Source organism: Marinobacter sp. SS13-12 (assembly GCF_030227115.1).
In the GTDB taxonomy this organism is placed as follows: Bacteria; Pseudomonadota; Gammaproteobacteria; order Pseudomonadales; family Oleiphilaceae; genus Marinobacter.
In genome coordinates, this window is the sequence record NZ_JASSUA010000001.1 from 1,159,077 (window position 1) to 1,177,022 (window position 17,946).

The following is a 17,946-nucleotide window of genomic DNA, read 5'->3' on the forward strand; positions in this document are numbered from 1 at the left end:
ATGAAACCCAGATTCAGTCTGGTTGGCCGTTATTCTTTCATTTCCCTGACCCTGATGATTGGTTCTGTCGCGGTACTCAGTGCGCTGTACACCGCAGTGTCGGATTCGGTTAACGAACGGCTCGCTGGCGAGCGTCTTGAAGCACAGGTTGCCGGTAACGCTAACCGGCTAACCAATTTCATCGAAAATCGGGTTTATCAGTTGGAAACACTGTCTACCCACCCTTCCATGCCATTGTATCTGGCCTACAGCGAGGGGGTTCCCGAAGGTGTCAGGGAACTGGTGCGGGTAGAGGCCGACTCACCAGATCTTTATGGCATCCTGTTTTTTGATAGTGGCAACAACCTGTTGGAAGTGGTTCCGGGCCAGGCCGCTTCCGGAAGCCCCTACTGGAACCGTGAAGGCTGGTCGCTGGCGGGGCTACCCGTTGTCGATTTCGGTATCAGTGACATTATCGGACCGTGGCTGCCGGATACCGGTGGCCCGGCCTGGCTGCTCATACGCCAGCCACTGCGGACCGGGGCAGAGCAGGCAGTGCAGGGCTCAATTGCCCTGCATGTGCGGCTGGCATCACTGACTGAACTGATGCGTACAGAAAATCTGGCCGGGGTGTTGAGGCCGTTCCTGCGTACGCCCACCGGCGAACTGCTGGATGCCACGGGTAACCTTCAGGCAACGGTGCCCAAAGACCTGCGTACCGGTCCGGAAGTATTGCCCGGCTGGCGTATTGACTATGTGGTTTCTGCGGGCGAGATCCTGAGTCCGTTGCGTAACGCCCAGTTGGGACTATACGCCCTGGCCGGGGTATTGGCCCTGGGAACGGTGCTTCTGTTCTGGGCACTTGCCAGAAGCCTGCGTCGGCGGGTCGCCCGGTTGACGGAGGGGGCCGAAGCCTTTGCCTCCGGCGACCTGCACTTTCGTTTGCAGGCTCCCAAAAATGACAAGGACGAAATCGACGTTTTGGCACACGCCTTCAACGCCATGGCAGACCGCTTACAGGAAATGATTCAGCGCACCGTCCAGGCGGAGAAAATGGCGGTGCTCGGGGAATTCGCCACGGGTGTTGCCCATGAGGTGCGTAATCCGTTGGCCACCATCAAGTTGACAGTTCAGGCTCTGGAGAAGCGCGAGCCGGACAAGCAGCGCCGGGAATTGCTGGTGTCAGTCGAGGATGAAATTGATCGCCTTAATCGTGTCGTCGGAGACCTGCTGGATTATGGCCGGCCAGTGCCGGGGGAAGCCCAGCAGGTGGAGATCCGTAAAATTTTCCGCCATGCCTCGGTACTTACCTCAGGGCTGGCGGACAGTCGTCAGGTGACAGTCAGTGCCACAGGCGATTCAAGCCTTACGATTCATGCCAGTCCGGACCAGATCATTCAATGTCTCGTCAATCTGGTGGCCAATGCGGTTCACGCCTGTAAGCCGGGAGGGGTGGTGCACCTCAGAGCCTGTCGCAATGGTCATCGTCTGACGGTGGAGGTTACCGATAACGGTTGCGGTATGTCCCCGGAAACTCTCAGGCGTGTAACCGAGCCATTCTTTACCACCCGCTCCGACGGTACAGGGCTCGGCCTGAGTATTACCCGTCAGCTTATCGAGATCAATGAAGGGGAAATGGATATTCGCAGCCTGCCGGGCCAGGGAACAACAGTGGTTGTAACCCTGCCTGCCGGCAAGAGTGGTAACCTGACAACAGGCCGATAAAAAGACAGACCAACAAAAAGAGAGAACCTGAAAACCATTATGCGCCTGAACATCCTGATCGTTGATGACGAAAAGAGTTTTGTGCGGTCTTTGACCTTCGCACTGCAAGAGGCCGGATACAGTACTAACTGTGCTCATACCGGGGAGGATGCGCTGGCCATCCTTGAACGGGGTCTCCCCGACCTGATGCTGCTGGATTTGCGGCTGCCAGGTAAGAGTGGCATGGAAATTCTGGACGAAACGGTCCGCCTGTACCCGGATGTGCCGGTGGTGATGATTTCGGCTCATGGTGATACGCGGGCAGCTGTACAGGCAGTGAAGGCCGGCGCCACGGATTACCTGACCAAACCATTTGCCCTGGATGAGTTGCTCCACCTGGTTGACTCGGTCACTGAGCGCAACCGGATGCGTGATGAGCTGGCCTACCATCGCAGCCGGGCTGCCTCGTCTTCCGGCCTGATGGGCGATAGTGACGCCATGCAGCAGCTGTGGCAGAAGGTGCAACGGATAGCGGCCAGCAGCGCTGGCCGTATTCTTTTGCTGGGTGAATCAGGAACCGGTAAAGCCCTTGTGGCGAAGGCCATTCACGAACACAGCCCCCGGGCCTCCGAAGCCTTTGTCGAAATTAACTGCGCGGCCCTGCCAGAGCAGCTCATTGAGGCAGAACTCTTCGGCGCCGAAAAAGGGGCATACACAGGCGCCCACCAGAAACGGGCCGGTCTTGTGGCGCTGGCGCATAACGGCACTTTATTCCTGGATGAGATCGGGGAGCTACCGCTCTCTCTGCAGGCCAAGTTCCTGCATTTCCTTGAAAACGGTGACTACCGCCCTGTGGGCGGCGGCGCCAGCGCAACGTCAGATGTCCGGGTGATTGCGGCGACTAATCGATCGCTGGAAGCGGAGGTCCGTAACGGGCACTTCCGGGAGGACCTGTATTTCCGGTTGAACGTTATCGAGCTTACCATTCCCCCATTGAGGGACCGGGAGGACGATGTTTGTAAGCTGCTGGAAATGTTCATCGAATCCCAGGCGCGGGAAGAGGGCTGCCGACCCATCACCATGCTGCCTGAAACGCTTGCCCGCCTGAGCGCCTACAACTGGCCAGGTAACGTACGGGAGCTGCGAAACCTGATAGAGCGACTCACCATTCTCTATCCGGGGCAGTTGATTCGCCCTCATCAATTGCCCGGTGAATTTCTGGCCGCCAGCACGCCACCGGCCGATCAGCATCACGCCAGTGCATCCTTTGATCAGCAGCTACAGCAGACCGAGCGTCAGCTGTTGCTGGATGCCCTTGAGAAAAACGGCGGCCGCAAGGGAAAAGCCGCTGAACACCTGGGGTTGTCCCGGCACGCCTTCAAGCGTCGTTTGCAGAAGCTGGGCATGGATTGATGAGCGCTATCCGCTCATCCTTGCTGTCATAAATGAGCGGATAGCGCTCATCCTTCCTGTTTTTACCGCTCAGTAGCGAAGTGGAGGGCCTTCCAGGCCAGACTCCGGCCCCGCTTTAGTGCATTGGCCTCACTCTTGCTACACACCCTTGTGAATGGTTTACAACAATAATCCAAAACCATACGCCGGACACAACCGGCTCGGGAGGCTGACTTGCCGGGACTGAACACCCGCCTGTACCAGACAGTACCGACCCTTTTGCACCGCTTCTGGTATTGCCAGCGGCCATGGCAATTCTGGTTGGCAGCAATTGTGTTGCTGGCCAGTGGCGCTCTCCGTGCCGAAGCGCCGGCCCAGCCATCGACTCCACCGGTGGGCAGGGTAGAGCTTGGGGCGGAAGACAGCCATGCCGATGCCACTGTTGCCTGCATGTACCCAATGACAGGCCGTTCCGCCAGCTTTGGCCGGGACAGCATCGTAGCCATCCAGCTTGCTCTCGAAGAACTCTCCTCTGACCCTGATGCTCCGCGCCTGCGGGTGATTGTGGACGATTCCCGCTCCAAGGCATCGTTCGCGGTGCGGATGGCTGAGGACTTCATTCAGAACGACGATGCGAACATTCTCTGCGGCATGGTCAGCTCTGGCGTGGGGATGGCCGTAAGCCGATTGGCGAAACAGCGCAAGATCATAATGGTGGGGACCGACCACGCGTCTTCACGAGCCTCCCTCGAGGAGGGGCATCGCTACTATTTCCGTGTATCGAGTGACACCTGGTATTCACACGCAGCCGGTGCCCGTTACCTGGCAGAACTGCAGGAGAAAAACGGTTGGCGGAAACTTGCCTTCCTGGGGCCGGATTATGAATACGGTCGGGTCGCCTGGCGCGATCTCAGGCAAGCCATGAATCAGAACAACACCCGCTACGAGGTAACCGGTACTTACTGGCCCAAGCTGTATGAACCGGACTATTCGCTTTACATCCAGTCACTATTGGAGTCCCCGCCGGATGTGCTGGTGGTTTCTCTCTGGGGCGGGGATTTCATTGCTTTTCTGGAGCAGGCTCGTACCACGCAATTGTTCAGCCGCATGCGTGTGGCCAATTTTGATGCCGGTGGAGATTACGAAACCCTTGTCAGCCTGAAGGATGATCCACCGGAAGGGCTCATTCTGTCTGCACGCCACCACGTGAACTGGCCGGATACGGAACAGAACCGCCGGTTTGTTACCCGCTTTCATGAGTTATCCGGCCGTTATCCGAGTTATTCCGCCCAAGGCGCTTACGCTGGCATGTTGGCCATCGCAAGGGCGATCAGTATTGCCGGCGATGTCACGGATACCGATGCCATGATCGAGGCTCTGGAAGGGCTCGAAATCCCCCTGCCCAAAGATCCGGAGGGGTACGTTTCCTACATTGATCCGGACACCCATCAGATTGTTCAGGCCCAGGCGATCGGAACACCGGTGGCCAATGATCAATACCCACCGGCCCAGGTCATGTTGGGCAACTGGACCGTTTACGATGCTGAATCCCTGAAACCGTCCCCCGCTTTGGTGAAAAAGCGACGCGGTGAACCCGGTGGCTGACCGTGATAGGTCACTACTCAAACCAATGAAGGCAAAACAAAAGCACAACCTGATGCACGACAGAAAATAACAATCAAGGAGAACAAAATGAAAAATTCCAATCAACGTCCCATCTGGCAAAAAACGCTTCTGGGTACCGCAACGTCTGTGGCCATGGCATCGGTCGGTGTCATGGGTATGGCAGCAACCGCCAGTGCCGAGGAATCCTTTAAAGTGGGTTTCGTGACCTTCCTCTCCGGTGGTGCCTCGGGGCCATTTGGCGTGCCTGCTGCCCAGGGGGCGGACATTGTCATCAAAGCGATCAACGAAGGCAGTCTGCCCGCTCCTTACGACACTAAAGGCGTTAATGGCCTGACGCTCGAATCCGTCGTCGTCGATGAAGCGGGTGGTCCTACCAAGCAGGTTGAAGAGTACCGAAATCTGGTTCAGCGCCAGGACGTCGATGCAGTGATCGGTTATATCTCATCCGGCGACTGCCTGGCGATCGGGCCGGTGGCTGAAGAGATGAAGATGTTCACCATCGCTTTCGACTGCGGTACCTCCCGTCTGTTTCAGGAGATTGAAGATCCACAGTACATGTTCCGTACCGGCCTCGACGCAGTCGCGGATAACGTGGGGGCGGCACGGTATCTGGCGGAAACCCGCCCTGATGCCGTCCGGATTGCTGGTATCCAGCAGAACTACGCCTGGGGCCAGGATTCCTGGCAGGATTTCACCCTCGCCATGGAACAGCTGATGCCCGAAGCCGAAATCGTCAATAACCAGACGCCACAGCTCTTCCAGGGCAGCTATAGCACTGAGATTTCCGCACTCCAGACCCAGCGTCCGGATATTGTCCACTCTTCCATGTGGGGCGGCGATATGGAGTCTTTCACCGCTCAGGCAAACGTCCGTGGTCTGCTGTCGCAGGCAACCGCGATTCTGACCACTGGTGAATCCGGCCTGCACCGTTTTGACGGTCAGGCACCCAACGGCACCATTCTGGGTGGGCGTGGTCCATTCGGTGGTTTCATGCCGGAAAATGACCTGAGCGAATGGTTTACCGAAGCTTATGTCGCCGAGCATGGCACACCTCCAAGCTATCCGGCCTCCAAGGCTGCTCAGGCCGTCCTGGCCCTGAAATTCGCTGCCGATAACTCCGGCGCCGATGGTGTGCCCAGTTCAGAGCAACTGGCAGAAGCGCTGAAAGGCGCCGAGTTCGAATCGGTTAGCGGCACCGTACGCATGGCCCTGGCTGGTGGCCACCAGGCCCTGCAGCCAATGTCTTACGGTGAATACCATTTCGAGAATGGTGAGGCTGAACTGCGCAATGTCCGGTCTTACCCGGGTGAGTGCGTGTCTGCTCCGGATGGGTACAACGCCCAGCAATGGATCAAGGAAGGCTTCCCGGGAGTCGACTGTAACTGATCCATTGATCAACCACCGGCAGCTGAAAGGCGGCCGGTGGTCCGATATTAGGAGTACACACTGATGCTAACGGTCTGGGCAATATTGATCGACGGTTTCATCTACGCATCCTGGTTGTTTCTGGTCGCGGCGGGTTTGACGGTCATCTATGGCGTTATGAGAATTCTGAACATGGCCCACGGCAGCCTCTACGCCCTTGGGGCTTATGCCGCCGCGTCGGCGCTGGGGTGGTATTACTCCGGGGGCGGAGAGAATCTGGTTATGGCTTTTGCCATTATTGCAGCCTCCGCCATATTGATTGGCGCGCTAACCGGGCTGGCCATTGAGCGAGGCATACTGAGGTTTATGTATGGTCGCGATGAGATCCTGATGCTGCTGATTACGTTTGCCGTACTGTTGATTCTCGAAGACGTAATGAAGCTGATCTGGGGCACGACCCCTTACTTTGCGTACCAACCATACGCCGCTCTGGGCCGGATCAACATTGATGTATTGACCGTATCCCGTTACGACCTGCTGGTACTGGTGGTCTCGGTCGTTATTGGCGTGGGCTTGTGGTTCTGGCTTGAGCGCACAAAGATCGGCAAGATCCTGCGTTCCATCATTCACGACCGGGAAGTATCCGAAGCCATGGGCGTTAACGTGCGCCGCATGTTCACTATCACCTTCATGATCGGGGCAACACTGGGCGCCATCGCCGGCGGTATTACAGCTCCCATTATCTCCGTGGTACCGGGACTCGGCATTGAGGTTATTGTACTGGCCTTTGCAGTCGTGGTGACCGGTGGTCTGGGAAGCATCACCGGCGCGGCCGTGGGCGCTGTCATCGTCGGTCTTGCGCGAGCGACGTCTATCCACACCATGCCCGAACTGGAACTGTTCATCATCTATGCCGTGATGGCTGGAGTGTTGATCTTCCGACCCCATGGCCTGTTTGGCCAGGTGATTGCGAGGAAAATCTGATGATCCTGGAAAAAAGCGAAATTTCCCTGATCGGTGCCGCCGTTGCCATTGCCCTGGCATCACTGGTGGTTCCGAACTGGCTTGTTTTTACTGCCACCCTGGCTATTTCTACCGCTCTGGTGGTGATGGGGGTGGTCATGCTTATGCGGGCGGGCCTGGTGTCGTTTGGTCAGGGGCTGTTCTATTGCCTTGGCGGCTACGCTGTGGGCCTGGGTGGCCGTTATCTGGGTATAACGGATGCTCTGGTGTTGATTGTTCTTGGCGTCGCGGTGACGGTTGGTGTTGCCATGATTCTGGGGCTGCTTGTCACGCGCTACCGGGAAATATTCTTCGCTATGTTGTCCCTGGCGTTTTCGATGATTCTGTACGGGCTTCTGGTCAAAAGCCATGGGCTGGGAAGCACGGACGGTTTCGGTGTTGTGGACTGGACTATTCTGGGCTTTTCCCCAGGTTCGGGTGAGAGCAGTTCAAGGATCGCCCTACTACTTGCGCTCGGGTTGGCTCTGGGCATTGCCCTGTTTCTCAATCGTTACTTCCGCTCCAGCCTCGGCCTGGCCTGTGAGGCAATCAGGGAAAACGAAGTGCGGGTTGAGTACATGGGGGTATCGCGCAAGCAGGTGCTCTATATCAACTATGTGATTGCGGCTGCGGTCGGCTCCATTGGCGGTTCCATGACTGCGCTGGCCGCTGGCCATGTCGACCCCACCATGGCCTACTGGACCATTTCCGGTGAGTTCGTGTTCATCGCCATCCTCGGTGGTACAGGACACGTGGCGGCACCCTTTATCGCCGCGTTGATCTTCACCCTGGTAAGAACCTATGCCATTGAATTGGCGCCCAATGCCTGGCAAATGATCCTGGGTATCGTGTTGCTGCTGATCATTCTCTTCCTGCCCAAAGGCATCTGGAGCCTGTTTACCCGCAAGAAAGGGGTGGCCTAATGACCGAGATTCTCAAAACCGTCAGTTTGTCCCGGTATTTTGGTGCGGTGACAGCCGCTGAAGACATCAATGTAACCATCACTGAAGGGGAAATTGTCGGGGTAATTGGGGCGAACGGCGCCGGGAAGACCACCTTCATCAACATGGTGACCGGTTACCTGCCTCCTTCCAGCGGCACCATTGAATTCGGGGGTAAACCCATCAAGGGCCTTGGACCTCGCAAGTTGATGAGAAAGGGATTGACCCGGTCCTTCCAGATTCCGCAATTGTTTCTGGAACTTCCGGTGATCGACAACCTGGCCATCGCCCTGGCGGCGGCTGACCATCAACAGTTCCAGATGATTCGGCCGGTGCACACGACAAAGCGGCTGGAAGCGGCTGAAGAAATTCTGGCCCAGATGAACATCACCCAGTACCGTAATGAAATGGTTACCGCCATGCCTCAGGGGGCACGCAAGCTTCTGGACATTGCCATTGCCATGCTGGGCAGTCCCCGGATGTTGCTGTTGGACGAGCCCACCAGCGGTGTCAGCATGGAAGAGAAGTACACCTTGATGGACACGGTGATGGAGGCGGTTCGTCAGCGGGGCCTGACGGTATTGTTCGTTGAGCATGACATGGAAATTGTTCAGCGATACGTCACGCGGGTACTGGCCTTTGCCAGTGGTATTGTGATCAAGGATGGCCCGGTGGACGAAGTGCTGGCGGATGAGAAGGTCCAGGAACTGGTGACCGGCAAACCGAAGACGCCTAAAACCGAAGGAGGCGCCTGAAATGAGCCTTGAAATTGCTAATCTCGACGTTTCCATTGAGGGTATCAGTATTCTGCGGGACATTAACCTGAGTATTCCGCAGGGCCAGATGGCAGGTCTGATCGGCCATAACGGCGCCGGCAAGACCACGTTGATCCGCGCCATTATGGGTCTTCTGCCTGCGACCCGGGGATCCATTACCTTCAAGGGCCAGGACATCAGCAAACTGCCGTCTCACCGGCGGGCCAATCTGCGCATCAGTTACATGCCGGAGGACCGCAGGCTGATACCTGACCTGACGGTGTCGGAGAACATGCTCATGCCGGCGTGGGCCAATAATATCAAGGATGGTGAAGAACGCCTGAAATGGGTCTATTCGCTGATGCCTGAAATAGCCGACTTCGGTGAGCGCAAGGCCCTGCAGTTGTCCGGCGGCCAGCAGAAACTGGTGGCCCTGGGCCGGGCGCTGATTCCGGGCCGGGAACTGATTTTGCTGGATGAGCCGTTTGAAGGCGTCGCACCGGTACTGGCCAGGCGTTTGTCCGAGGTCATTGCCGACCTGCGCGCAGAAGGCCTGACGGTACTGATCGCGGAATCCGATGATAGCCACTCCTCCGATCTGGTGGACGCGACCTGGCGCATCGAGCGCGGTTCCGTGTCCGCTGGTCGAAAGGATCCGTCTGCGTCGTTGGCCTGACCATAGAACAGAAACCGACTGAGGAAATACGCCATGAAAATTCGAGCCGCAGTTTTGCAAGCCATCGGGGCGGAGCGCCCGTACCAGAATACAAACCCCCTGGTGATCGAAGAACTGGAACTGTCTCCGCCCGGTGACAATGAAGTGTTGGTCCAGATCAAGGCAGCCGGCCTGTGCCATTCGGATCTTTCTGTTATTGATGGCAACCGCCCGCGGCCTGTGCCCATGGCACTGGGCCACGAAGCGGCCGGCATCGTCAAGGCTGTAGGCAACGGTGTCCGCGACCTGAAGGAAGGCGACCACGTGGTTGCGGTATTTGTACCCAGCTGCGGCCACTGTGCACCCTGTGCAGAAGGCCGCCCGGCGCTGTGTGAGCCGGCGGCAAAAACCAACAACGCCGGAACCCTGGTCAGCGGTGAACACCGGCTGCATCGGGCGGATGGCACGCCGGTGAACCACCACCTGGGGGTGTCCGCCTTTGCCGACCACGCGGTGGTGTCGCGGGATTCGCTGGTCAAGATCGATGCTGATCTGCCGCTGCACCACGCGGCCCTGTTCGGTTGCGCTGTACTGACGGGTGTGGGGGCTGCGATTAACTCGGCGAATATCAAGGCGGGCCAGACTGTCGCTGTCATCGGCCTGGGTGGCGTTGGTCTTAACAGCGTGTTGGGGGCGCTGGTGGCCGGCGCCGGTGAGGTGATTGCCATTGATCTGGATGACAGCAAACTGGCATTGGCCAAAGAGCTCGGCGCCACCCACGCCTTTAGCTCCCGTGAAGAAGGTTGTGTCGACAGGATCAAGGCACTGACCAATGGCGGTGTTGACTGTGCCATTGAAATGGCCGGGTCTGAAAAGGCCCTGGAATTCGCCTACCAGATCACTCGGCGCGGCGGAACCACGGTCACGGGCGGTCTGGCCCACCCGGAAAAGAAGGTGTCTATCCAGCAGGTCAGCCTGGTGGCAGAAGAGCGCACGCTCAAGGGGAGCTATGTCGGTAGCTGTGTGCCGGTTCGCGACCTTGCCCGTTATGTCACCCTGTTTCGCCAGGGCAAATTACCGGTGGACAAATTGCTCAGTGACACCCTGACGCTGGATGAGATCAATGACGGATTCGAGAAACTGGCATCCGGTAGGGCCGTTCGTCAGGTTGTGCTGTTTGATTAGGCCATAACGCAATAACACTGATAAACGGAGACATCTGTGGAACGAGATGAGTTCGGTGTTTTTTACCCTATCACCACCCGGTGGATGGATAACGATATCTACGGGCATGTGAATAACGTGACCTACTACTCCTACTTTGACACCACCATCAACCGCTACCTGATCGAGGTTGGCGATCTGGATATCAATAACGCGCCAGTGGTTGGCTACGTGGTCAGCTCCAACTGCCAGTTCAAGAAACCGGTGGCCTATCCGGACGCGCTGGACGCCGGACTGAGGGTCATCAAGATTGGCAACAGCTCAGTGACTTACGAGCTGGGTCTGTTCAGAGACGGTGACGCGGAGCCGGCTGCGCTTGGTCAGGTTGTCCACGTGTTTGTTGACCGTGAACAGAATCGCGCTGTTGCGATTCCTCAAACCATTCGTGGGGCGCTTGAGCGTATTTTGGTTTCCTGATTTGACCCTTCCAGGTATCAACCACCAAAAAAGCCCGGCGAGACCGGACTTTTTTGGTGGCATTCCGCCATCAGGTGCTGGCAGAGTTTTCCCTAGCAACGGCCCGAAAAGCAATATCCTTGCGGCAGAATACGCCTTCCCACTGGATCCTTGCGGCGAGCTCGTAGGCGCGCTGCCGGGCTTCTGTGACAGACTGTCCGAGGGCAGTGGCGCATAGCACGCGGCCGCCGTTGGTAAGAACCTGATCCCCGTTGAGTCGTGTTCCCGCGTGGAATACTTTCTCACCGTCGGTTTCTGTTTCAGGCAATCCCGATATGACATCCCCTTTGTTGTAGCTTCCGGGATAGCCACCCGCTGCCAGCACAATGCCTACGGCGGGGCGCTCGTCCCAGTCCGAGCTGCACTGGTCGAGTTTGCGGTCGATTGCAGCCTGGCAGAGCTCTACCAGGTCCGATTTCATGCGCAGCATGATGGGTTGGGTTTCCGGGTCGCCGAAGCGGCAGTTGAACTCGATCACCTTGGGGGCACCGCTATCATCAATCATCAGGCCGGCATAGAGGAATCCTTTGTAGGGATGACCTTCCGCCGCCATGCCACGAACGGTCGGGTGGATTACCTCGTCCATGATGCGCTTGTGGATATCGCCTGTGACGACCGGGGCGGGAGAGTAGGCGCCCATGCCACCGGTGTTGGGGCCGGTGTCGCCGTCGCCCACGCGCTTGTGGTCCTGAGAGGTGGCCATGGGTAACACATGCTCGCCGTCCACCATAACGATGAAGCTGGCTTCCTCGCCTTCAAGGAACTCCTCGACAACCACGCGGCTGCCTGCATCACCGAAGGCATTACCAGCTAGCATGTCGCGAATGGCGTCTTCGGCTTCTTCCAGGGTCATTGCGACGATGACGCCCTTGCCAGCCGCCAGCCCATCGGCTTTAACAACGATGGGTGCACCCTGCTTGCGAACGTAGGCGAGTGCCTGATCAACATCGGTGAAATTGCTGTAAGCAGCGGTGGGGATTTTCTGACGCTCGAGAAAGTCCTTGGTGAAGGCCTTGGAACCTTCCAGTTGTGCCGCCCCGGCGCTGGGGCCGAATACCCGCAGACCACGTTCTTCGAACAGGTCGACAATGCCTGCCACCAGCGGTGCTTCCGGGCCGACAATAGTCAGGCCGACGTTGTTGGCAGCGGCAAAGTCCGCCAGGCCCTTGAGGTCCATCACGTCAATGTTGATGTTCTCCAGGCCCGGTTCCCGGGCGGTGCCGGCGTTGCCGGGGGCCACGAAGACACGATCCGCATCCGGGGATTGGGCGGCTTTCCAGGCGAGGGCGTGTTCGCGGCCGCCGGAGCCTATGACGAGTATGTTCATAGTTTTCATCCTGTTTGTCGGATTACGCCTTCGGCTAATCCGACCTACATTAGCTTCAGATTCGGACCGTAGGTCGGATTAGCCGAAGGCGTAATCCGACAAGAGCCCGACTCCCGATCAATGCCTGAAATGCCGCATCCCCGTAAACACCATGGCAATGCCATGCTCGTTGGCGGCATCAATCACTTCCTGGTCGCGCATGGAACCGCCCGGCTGGATAACGGCGGTTATGCCGGCTGCTGCGGCGGCATCGATGCCATCCCGGAACGGAAAAAAGGCATCGGAAGCCATGACCGAGCCTTTCACTTCCAGGCCTTCGTCAGCCGCTTTGATGCCAGCAATCCTGGCACTGTACACCCGGCTCATCTGGCCTGCGCCCACGCCGATGGTACGACCGGCCTTGGCGTAAACAATGGCATTGGACTTCACGTACTTGGCGACTTCCCAGGCAAACAGCAGGTCGTTCAGCTCCTGCTCGGATGGCTGGTGTTCGGTGACCACCTTGACGTCTTCCAGGGCTACCATGCCCAGGTCACGATCCTGCACCAGCAGGCCGCCGGTGACGCGCTTGTAGTCCATGGATCTGGCGCGCTCGCCATCGAATTCGCCACAGGCCAGCAGGCGGACGTTCTTCTTGGCGGCGACCAGCTCCACGGCTTCCGGCGCAATGCTGGGGGCGATGATGACTTCCACAAACTGGCGGTCAATGATGGCCTTCGCGGTTCCTGCATCCAGCTCGCGGTTGAAGGCAATGATGCCGCCGAAGGCCGAGGTGGGGTCAGTAGCAAAGGCCAGATCGTAGGCCTGCCGGATATCCGCGCCAATGGCCACGCCGCAGGGGTTGGCGTGTTTGACAATAACGCAGGCAGGGTCTGCGAAGGGTTTGACACATTCCAGCGCGGCGTCAGTATCTGCAACGTTGTTGTAAGACAGTTCCTTGCCCTGCAGCTGTTTTGCGGTGGCAATACAGGCTTCCCGCGGGTTGCGCTCGGTGTAGAAGGCAGCCCGCTGGTGCGGGTTTTCACCATAGCGCATGTCCTGAACCTTCACGAACTGGGAATTGAAGGTGCGGGGGAAGTCGGCGTTGTCGTTGTCAGCAGTGCGCCCGCCCAGGTAGTTGGCAATGGCGCCATCGTAGCCGGCGGTGTGCTCAAAGGCCTTCACGGCAAGATCAAAACGGGTTTTGTGAGTAAGCTGGCCGTCATTGTCGTGCAGTTCTTTAAGAACCCGGCTGTAATCCGATGTGTTCACCACAATGGCGACATCGTTGTGATTCTTGGCGGCGGCGCGAACCATGGTGGGCCCGCCAATATCGATGTTCTCGATCGCTGTGGCCAGGTCACAGTCCGGTTTCGCCACGGTCTCCTCAAAGGGGTAGAGGTTCACGATCACCATGTCGATGGGATCAATGCCGTGCTCTGTCATCACCGCGTCGTCCGTGCCGCGCCGACCAAGAATACCGCCGTGTATTTTCGGGTGCAGGGTTTTTACGCGGCCATCCATCATTTCGGGAAAACCGGTGTGGTCACTTACCTCGGTGACCGGTACCCGGTTTTCCTTCAACAACCGGAAGGTGCCACCGGTAGAGAGCAATTCGATGCCGCGATCAGTCAGCGCGCGGCCGAACTCCACGATGCCTTTTTTATCGGACACGCTGATCAGCGCGCGACGTACGGGGGTATTAGCCTGATTTGCCATGGGTCACTTATTTCTGCTGGGTATGAACGAATGAAGGCCTCGCGAATGTTGTCCGGGAGGCCCTCGTTGCAATCGGGTAGCTGGATTATAGCAGACCGTACTGCTTGAGTTTCTTGCGCAGGGTGCCGCGGTTCAGGCCGAGCATGGTTGACGCCTTGGTCTGGTTGTTGCGGGTGTACTTCATCACCTGCTCCAGCAGCGGTGCCTCCACTTCGGACAACACCAGCTGGTAAACCTCGGTGACCGGTGCGCCATCAAGCTGGGCAAAATAGTTTTTCAGGGCAACTTCCACGCTGTCACGCAGGGTAACGGTGTTGCCGCTGCTGTTCACCGTCTGCAACTGATGAATGTCATCGTTGGCGGGTGCTGTCAGATTGTCATTAACCAAAGTCTCAGCCGTCATGCTGCGAATACCTCTCCATTTCGTAAGCCTGCAAAGTACTGTTGAATACTGTCTTTCTGCTCCAGCGCGCAGTCGATGGCGTTGAAGCGTTTGCGGAATCGCTTGTCTTCGTCGTGGGACTGCAGATACCAGCCCACATGTTTCCTGGCGATGCGCACGCCCATGGTTTCGCCATAAAAGCCGTGCAATGCTTCCAGGTGTTCGCTGAGCACCTGTTCCACCTCGTCTATAGGCGGTTCCGACAGGTGCCTGCCGGTCTCCAGAAAATGCAGGATTTCCCGGAAAATCCAGGGCCGCCCCTGGGCACCGCGACCAATCAACAAACCGTCTGCGCCAGTGTGGCTGAGCACATGCCTTGCCTGTTCTGGTGAGGTGATATCACCGTTGGCAAAGACCGGAATGCCAACCCGGGACTTGACCTCGGCGATGGTGTCGTACTCCGCCTCGCCCTTGTAGGCATCAGCGCGGGTGCGCCCATGGATCGCCAGGGCCTGAATGCCGGCATCTTCCGCCATACGGGCAATAAGCGGTGCGTTGCGGTGCTCCCGGTCCCACCCGGTGCGCATCTTGAGGGTTACCGGAACATCCACAGCGGCCACAACGGCTTCCAGAATCTCCCGCACCAACGCTTCATCTTTCATCAGTGCCGAGCCGGCAGCCTTGTTGCACACTTTCTTGGCCGGGCAGCCCATGTTGATATCGATGATCTGGGCTCCGAACTCGGCATTCAGCCTGGCAGCATTGGCCAGCATGTCAGGATCGCCGCCGGCAATCTGCACCGACCTGGGCTCGGGTTCACCCTGATGGTTCATCCGTGTCTGTGACTTGCGTGTGTTCCAGAGCTTGCTGTCCGCAATGACCATTTCAGAGACCGCCAGCCCGGCACCCATCCGCCGACAGAGCAGGCGAAAAGGACGATCAGTTACACCAGCCATGGGCGCAACGATCAGCGGATTGGGCAGGGTATACGGCCCGATTTTTGCCGTTGGCAGCATGATCTGAGTCCGTGTCACAGCGGGTTAAGCGAACGACGGATCTGAACGATTGCTCAATAAGTAACCGATTCTGATCCGAAGGGCGGTAATGATACCGCCGGGAGAGATGCTATTGAAGGGGAGAAGTCATGAAAAAGTTGATTATTTTTCGTTCTGTCTGGTTGACTTTCAGGCAATTCGATGGCGGTCCCCACTATTCTGCAAGTGAGGACTTGCTTACCCCTGATTGGCTCGGAACGCAATATTGTAGTTCACGGCATCTCTGCCCGGGTCCCTGATATTGATCACAATCCTGACCGGTGTGTCTGAGGGCATGGCCTCCATTTTCCTGCCTTCACCGGCGAGGTATTCGTCCGGTGTGAAGATGCTCTGGGCGACCACGTCACCATTCAGGTTGGAAAAGGTCAGGGCAATGGCGGGAAAAGGCTGCTCGAAGGCCGCCCGGTTAATGATGACAGCGTCGACCACCAGTTGGCTGCGGTTGTCGGGATTGGTTCGTACCACCAGTTTGCGGCTCTGGATGGCCTCGACGTTAACCAGTGGCTTCAACTCGCAGCCTGCAATTTCGCAGCCCTGTTCGTAGAACGGACGCAGTTCCGGTATGGAAGACAGGCGGTCGAACTGGAACCAGGTAACCTGCGCCACCAGAACACCGATCAGGGCCAGCACTACCAGGGTCCATAGGGCTGTTCTCAGGCGGCCGCTGCCGTTGCCGCCAACGGAAACAGGTTCGCGGCGAAGATTGGTATAGGGAGAGCTCGCCGTCATGGGTTCATCGTCCGCTGCCGGTCCGCGATCGTAGTCGCGTGACGACGATGGGGGTTGGTCGACATAGAACCCCTCTGGTTCGTCTGCAGGTTCCAGACTCAGGCCTTCCCGCCCTGGTGGCGCCGCCCTGGTGGGCCCGGACTGTGCTGGCGCCTGTTCTTCCGTGCGATCTGCCGGTTTCGCGGAAGCCTCGGATTCTTGCGGTCGGGCAGGCTCCGGTTTTTGCGCAGGGGCGTCGTCAGAGAGCATGGCCTCCGCCCAGCTTTCATCTATTTTTTCTTGGCTCTCTTCGTCTTCGCTCTCGAAGGTGCCGCTCTTACGTTCATCGACCGTGCGGAAGCTGTCGCTCAGTTCGTCTTCGGAGAACGTCAGTTTGGTGCCGGCGTAAGGGCCTTCGGCGGCATCCTCTTCCGGGTTGTCCGCGAAAATCAGGTCGTCATCGGCCGTAAAGTTCTGGTCTGATGATTTGTCCTGTTTTGCTGCGGTCGGGGAGGTAGTCGCACTTTGGTCGCTGGATGAGCTGCCTTTGACCTGATGCTCCACGGCGTTGAACACGGCCATACAGTTGCCACAGCGCACTTTGCCGCCGGCTACGCTAAGCTGGGCGTCGGTCACCCGAAAGCGGGTATCGCATTTCGGGCATCGAGTCTGCAGGCTGCTCTGGGTCATGCTTGATTCCTGTAAGCGACGTCGCTACGAGTCACGGAGTTTAGTAGGTTCAGCCGTTTCCGTCACCTGTCGGTGCGCCGTCCTGTGAGCCGTATCCACTCTTCACGCTGTTCCGGTTCGTCCATGACAAACCAGGGTTCGTAAGCTTCCATCACTTCCCTGGCCTGGTTGGAGAGTATGCCGGACAACACGATATTGCCACCGGGCTTCACCTTCGCCGCCAGCCTGGGCGCGAGGCCGATCAGGGGTTGGGCAAGGATATTGGCCAGCATGATGTCAGCCATGGTGTCGGGCTCATCGGCAGGCAGGAACAGATCAAGCCGGCCTTCCTCAACCTGGTTGCGGCGCGCATTCTCGCGGCTGGCTTCCAGTGCCTGGGGATCGGTGTCAACGCCGATGACATGGTCAGCGCCCAGTAACAGGGCCGCAAGGCCAAGAATGCCTGAACCACAACCGTAGTCGACCACCTGGCGCGAGGAAACGTCGTGGCCGTCCAGCCATTCCAGGCAAAGTGCAGTAGTGGGATGGGTTCCGGTGCCAAACGCCAGCCCCGGATCCAGCAGAAGATTGGCCGCTTGCGGGTCTGGCGCGTCGTGCCAGCTGGGCACGATCCACAGGCGCTCGCCGAAGCGGAGGGGCTTGAAGTCTTCCATCCACTCCCGTTCCCAGTCCTTGTCTTCCACCAACGTAATGTCGATGTCCGGTAATGACTGCTGTGTCTGCTGGTGCCAGGCATCCTTGACCGCAGCGCACAGTTCGTCAATGTCCCGTTCCGAGCCGAACAGGCCGGTCACGCTGGTCTGGTGCCATAGCGGTGTGGTGCCGGGGTCGGGCTCGTACAGTGGCTGGTCGGCGGCATCTTCCATGGAGACGGCTTCGGCGCCCATCTCCATAAGCAGATCCTCGAGCTGGTCCGCATTGTCGGGATCAGCCGGGATCTGTAATTGTATCCAGGGCATGTTGGTGTCCTGTCGGGTAGACGAATTT

Annotated in this window: 16 protein-coding genes; 10 read left to right on the forward strand and 6 right to left on the reverse strand. The window is 58.1% G+C overall.

Features of this window, described 5'->3' with window-relative positions:
* From QPL94_RS05270 to QPL94_RS05315, 10 genes are all read left to right on the forward strand, one after another.
* Complete coding sequence (locus QPL94_RS05270) at positions 1-1,704, forward strand: sensor histidine kinase (protein WP_285355993.1); 1,704 nt, start codon at positions 1-3, stop codon at positions 1,702-1,704.
* A 39-nt stretch (positions 1,705-1,743) separates the two neighbouring features.
* Positions 1,744-3,096: a sigma-54-dependent transcriptional regulator gene (locus QPL94_RS05275; protein WP_285355994.1), complete on the forward strand. Its 1,353-nt coding sequence runs from the start codon at positions 1,744-1,746 to the stop codon at positions 3,094-3,096.
* Between the two features lie 213 nt (positions 3,097-3,309).
* A complete protein-coding gene (locus QPL94_RS05280; protein WP_285355995.1) occupies positions 3,310-4,680 on the forward strand; it encodes an ABC transporter substrate-binding protein in 1,371 nt (456 codons plus the stop codon).
* An 87-nt stretch (positions 4,681-4,767) separates the two neighbouring features.
* On the forward strand, positions 4,768-6,087 hold the full coding sequence (locus tag QPL94_RS05285; protein WP_285355997.1) for an ABC transporter substrate-binding protein: 1,320 nt from the start codon (positions 4,768-4,770) through the stop codon (positions 6,085-6,087).
* A 63-nt stretch (positions 6,088-6,150) separates the two neighbouring features.
* A complete protein-coding gene (locus tag QPL94_RS05290) occupies positions 6,151-7,050 on the forward strand; it encodes a branched-chain amino acid ABC transporter permease (RefSeq protein WP_285355998.1) in 900 nt (299 codons plus the stop codon).
* Positions 7,050-7,991: a branched-chain amino acid ABC transporter permease gene (locus QPL94_RS05295; RefSeq protein WP_285355999.1), complete on the forward strand. Its 942-nt coding sequence runs from the start codon at positions 7,050-7,052 to the stop codon at positions 7,989-7,991. The genes QPL94_RS05290 and QPL94_RS05295 overlap by 1 nt, the downstream gene beginning before the upstream one ends.
* Entirely contained in the window at positions 7,991-8,764 is a 774-nt protein-coding gene (locus tag QPL94_RS05300) for an ABC transporter ATP-binding protein (protein WP_285356000.1), read from the forward strand. The genes QPL94_RS05295 and QPL94_RS05300 overlap by 1 nt, the downstream gene beginning before the upstream one ends.
* Position 8,765: 1 nt before the next feature.
* The gene (locus QPL94_RS05305; RefSeq protein ID WP_285356001.1) at positions 8,766-9,440 is read left to right on the forward strand and encodes an ABC transporter ATP-binding protein; all 675 of its coding nucleotides are present in this window, start codon (positions 8,766-8,768) and stop codon (positions 9,438-9,440) included.
* 33 nt (positions 9,441-9,473) lie between these two features.
* The gene (locus QPL94_RS05310; protein ID WP_285356002.1) at positions 9,474-10,604 is read left to right on the forward strand and encodes a zinc-dependent alcohol dehydrogenase family protein; all 1,131 of its coding nucleotides are present in this window, start codon (positions 9,474-9,476) and stop codon (positions 10,602-10,604) included.
* A gap of 84 nt (positions 10,605-10,688) precedes the next feature.
* Positions 10,689-11,060: an acyl-CoA thioesterase gene (locus tag QPL94_RS05315; RefSeq protein WP_285357841.1), complete on the forward strand. Its 372-nt coding sequence runs from the start codon at positions 10,689-10,691 to the stop codon at positions 11,058-11,060.
* Positions 11,061-11,130: 70 nt separating this feature from the next.
* Here QPL94_RS05315 and purD read toward each other — a convergent pair whose 3' ends face one another.
* From purD to prmA, 6 genes are all read right to left on the reverse strand, one after another.
* Positions 11,131-12,426 carry a phosphoribosylamine--glycine ligase gene (purD, locus tag QPL94_RS05320; protein ID WP_285356004.1) on the reverse strand — a complete coding sequence of 432 codons (1,296 nt, stop codon included), beginning with the start codon at positions 12,424-12,426 and terminating at the stop codon, positions 11,131-11,133.
* 117 nt (positions 12,427-12,543) lie between these two features.
* Positions 12,544-14,124 (reverse strand): bifunctional phosphoribosylaminoimidazolecarboxamide formyltransferase/IMP cyclohydrolase, encoded by a 1,581-nt coding sequence (purH, locus tag QPL94_RS05325; protein WP_285356005.1) that lies wholly within the window; start codon positions 14,122-14,124, stop codon positions 12,544-12,546.
* Positions 14,125-14,209: 85 nt separating this feature from the next.
* Positions 14,210-14,527, reverse strand: a complete 318-nt coding sequence (gene fis / locus QPL94_RS05330) for a DNA-binding transcriptional regulator Fis (RefSeq protein ID WP_137436028.1) — start codon at positions 14,525-14,527, stop codon at positions 14,210-14,212.
* The gene (gene dusB, locus QPL94_RS05335) at positions 14,524-15,522 is read right to left on the reverse strand and encodes a tRNA dihydrouridine synthase DusB (protein ID WP_285356007.1); all 999 of its coding nucleotides are present in this window, start codon (positions 15,520-15,522) and stop codon (positions 14,524-14,526) included. Before dusB ends, fis begins: the two co-directional genes overlap by 4 nt.
* Positions 15,523-15,738: 216 nt before the next feature.
* Entirely contained in the window at positions 15,739-16,959 is a 1,221-nt protein-coding gene (locus QPL94_RS05340; RefSeq protein WP_285356009.1) for a DUF3426 domain-containing protein, read from the reverse strand.
* A gap of 62 nt (positions 16,960-17,021) precedes the next feature.
* The gene (gene prmA, locus QPL94_RS05345) at positions 17,022-17,918 is read right to left on the reverse strand and encodes a 50S ribosomal protein L11 methyltransferase (RefSeq protein WP_285356011.1); all 897 of its coding nucleotides are present in this window, start codon (positions 17,916-17,918) and stop codon (positions 17,022-17,024) included.
* Positions 17,919-17,946 lie beyond the last annotated feature (28 nt).

What these genes read in the sequence shown, in the direction of transcription:
- QPL94_RS05270 (WP_285355993.1), top strand. Translation starts at nt 1, where the DNA reads ATGAAACCCAGATTCAGTCTGGTTGGCCGTTATTCTTTCATTTCCCTG.
- QPL94_RS05275 (WP_285355994.1), top strand. Translation starts at nt 1,744, where the DNA reads ATGCGCCTGAACATCCTGATCGTTGATGACGAAAAGAGTTTTGTGCGG.
- QPL94_RS05285 (WP_285355997.1), top strand. Translation starts at nt 4,768, where the DNA reads ATGAAAAATTCCAATCAACGTCCCATCTGGCAAAAAACGCTTCTGGGT.
- QPL94_RS05290 (WP_285355998.1), top strand. Translation starts at nt 6,151, where the DNA reads ATGCTAACGGTCTGGGCAATATTGATCGACGGTTTCATCTACGCATCC.
- QPL94_RS05295 (WP_285355999.1), top strand. Translation starts at nt 7,050, where the DNA reads ATGATCCTGGAAAAAAGCGAAATTTCCCTGATCGGTGCCGCCGTTGCC.
- QPL94_RS05300 (WP_285356000.1), top strand. Translation starts at nt 7,991, where the DNA reads ATGACCGAGATTCTCAAAACCGTCAGTTTGTCCCGGTATTTTGGTGCG.
- QPL94_RS05305 (WP_285356001.1), top strand. Translation starts at nt 8,766, where the DNA reads ATGAGCCTTGAAATTGCTAATCTCGACGTTTCCATTGAGGGTATCAGT.
- QPL94_RS05310 (WP_285356002.1), top strand. Translation starts at nt 9,474, where the DNA reads ATGAAAATTCGAGCCGCAGTTTTGCAAGCCATCGGGGCGGAGCGCCCG.
- QPL94_RS05315 (WP_285357841.1), top strand. Translation starts at nt 10,689, where the DNA reads ATGGATAACGATATCTACGGGCATGTGAATAACGTGACCTACTACTCC.
- purD (WP_285356004.1), bottom strand. Translation starts at nt 12,426, where the DNA reads ATGAACATACTCGTCATAGGCTCCGGCGGCCGCGAACACGCCCTCGCC.
- purH (WP_285356005.1), bottom strand. Translation starts at nt 14,124, where the DNA reads ATGGCAAATCAGGCTAATACCCCCGTACGTCGCGCGCTGATCAGCGTG.
- fis (WP_137436028.1), bottom strand. Translation starts at nt 14,527, where the DNA reads ATGACGGCTGAGACTTTGGTTAATGACAATCTGACAGCACCCGCCAAC.
- dusB (WP_285356007.1), bottom strand. Translation starts at nt 15,522, where the DNA reads ATGCTGCCAACGGCAAAAATCGGGCCGTATACCCTGCCCAATCCGCTG.
- QPL94_RS05340 (WP_285356009.1), bottom strand. Translation starts at nt 16,959, where the DNA reads ATGACCCAGAGCAGCCTGCAGACTCGATGCCCGAAATGCGATACCCGC.
- prmA (WP_285356011.1), bottom strand. Translation starts at nt 17,918, where the DNA reads ATGCCCTGGATACAATTACAGATCCCGGCTGATCCCGACAATGCGGAC.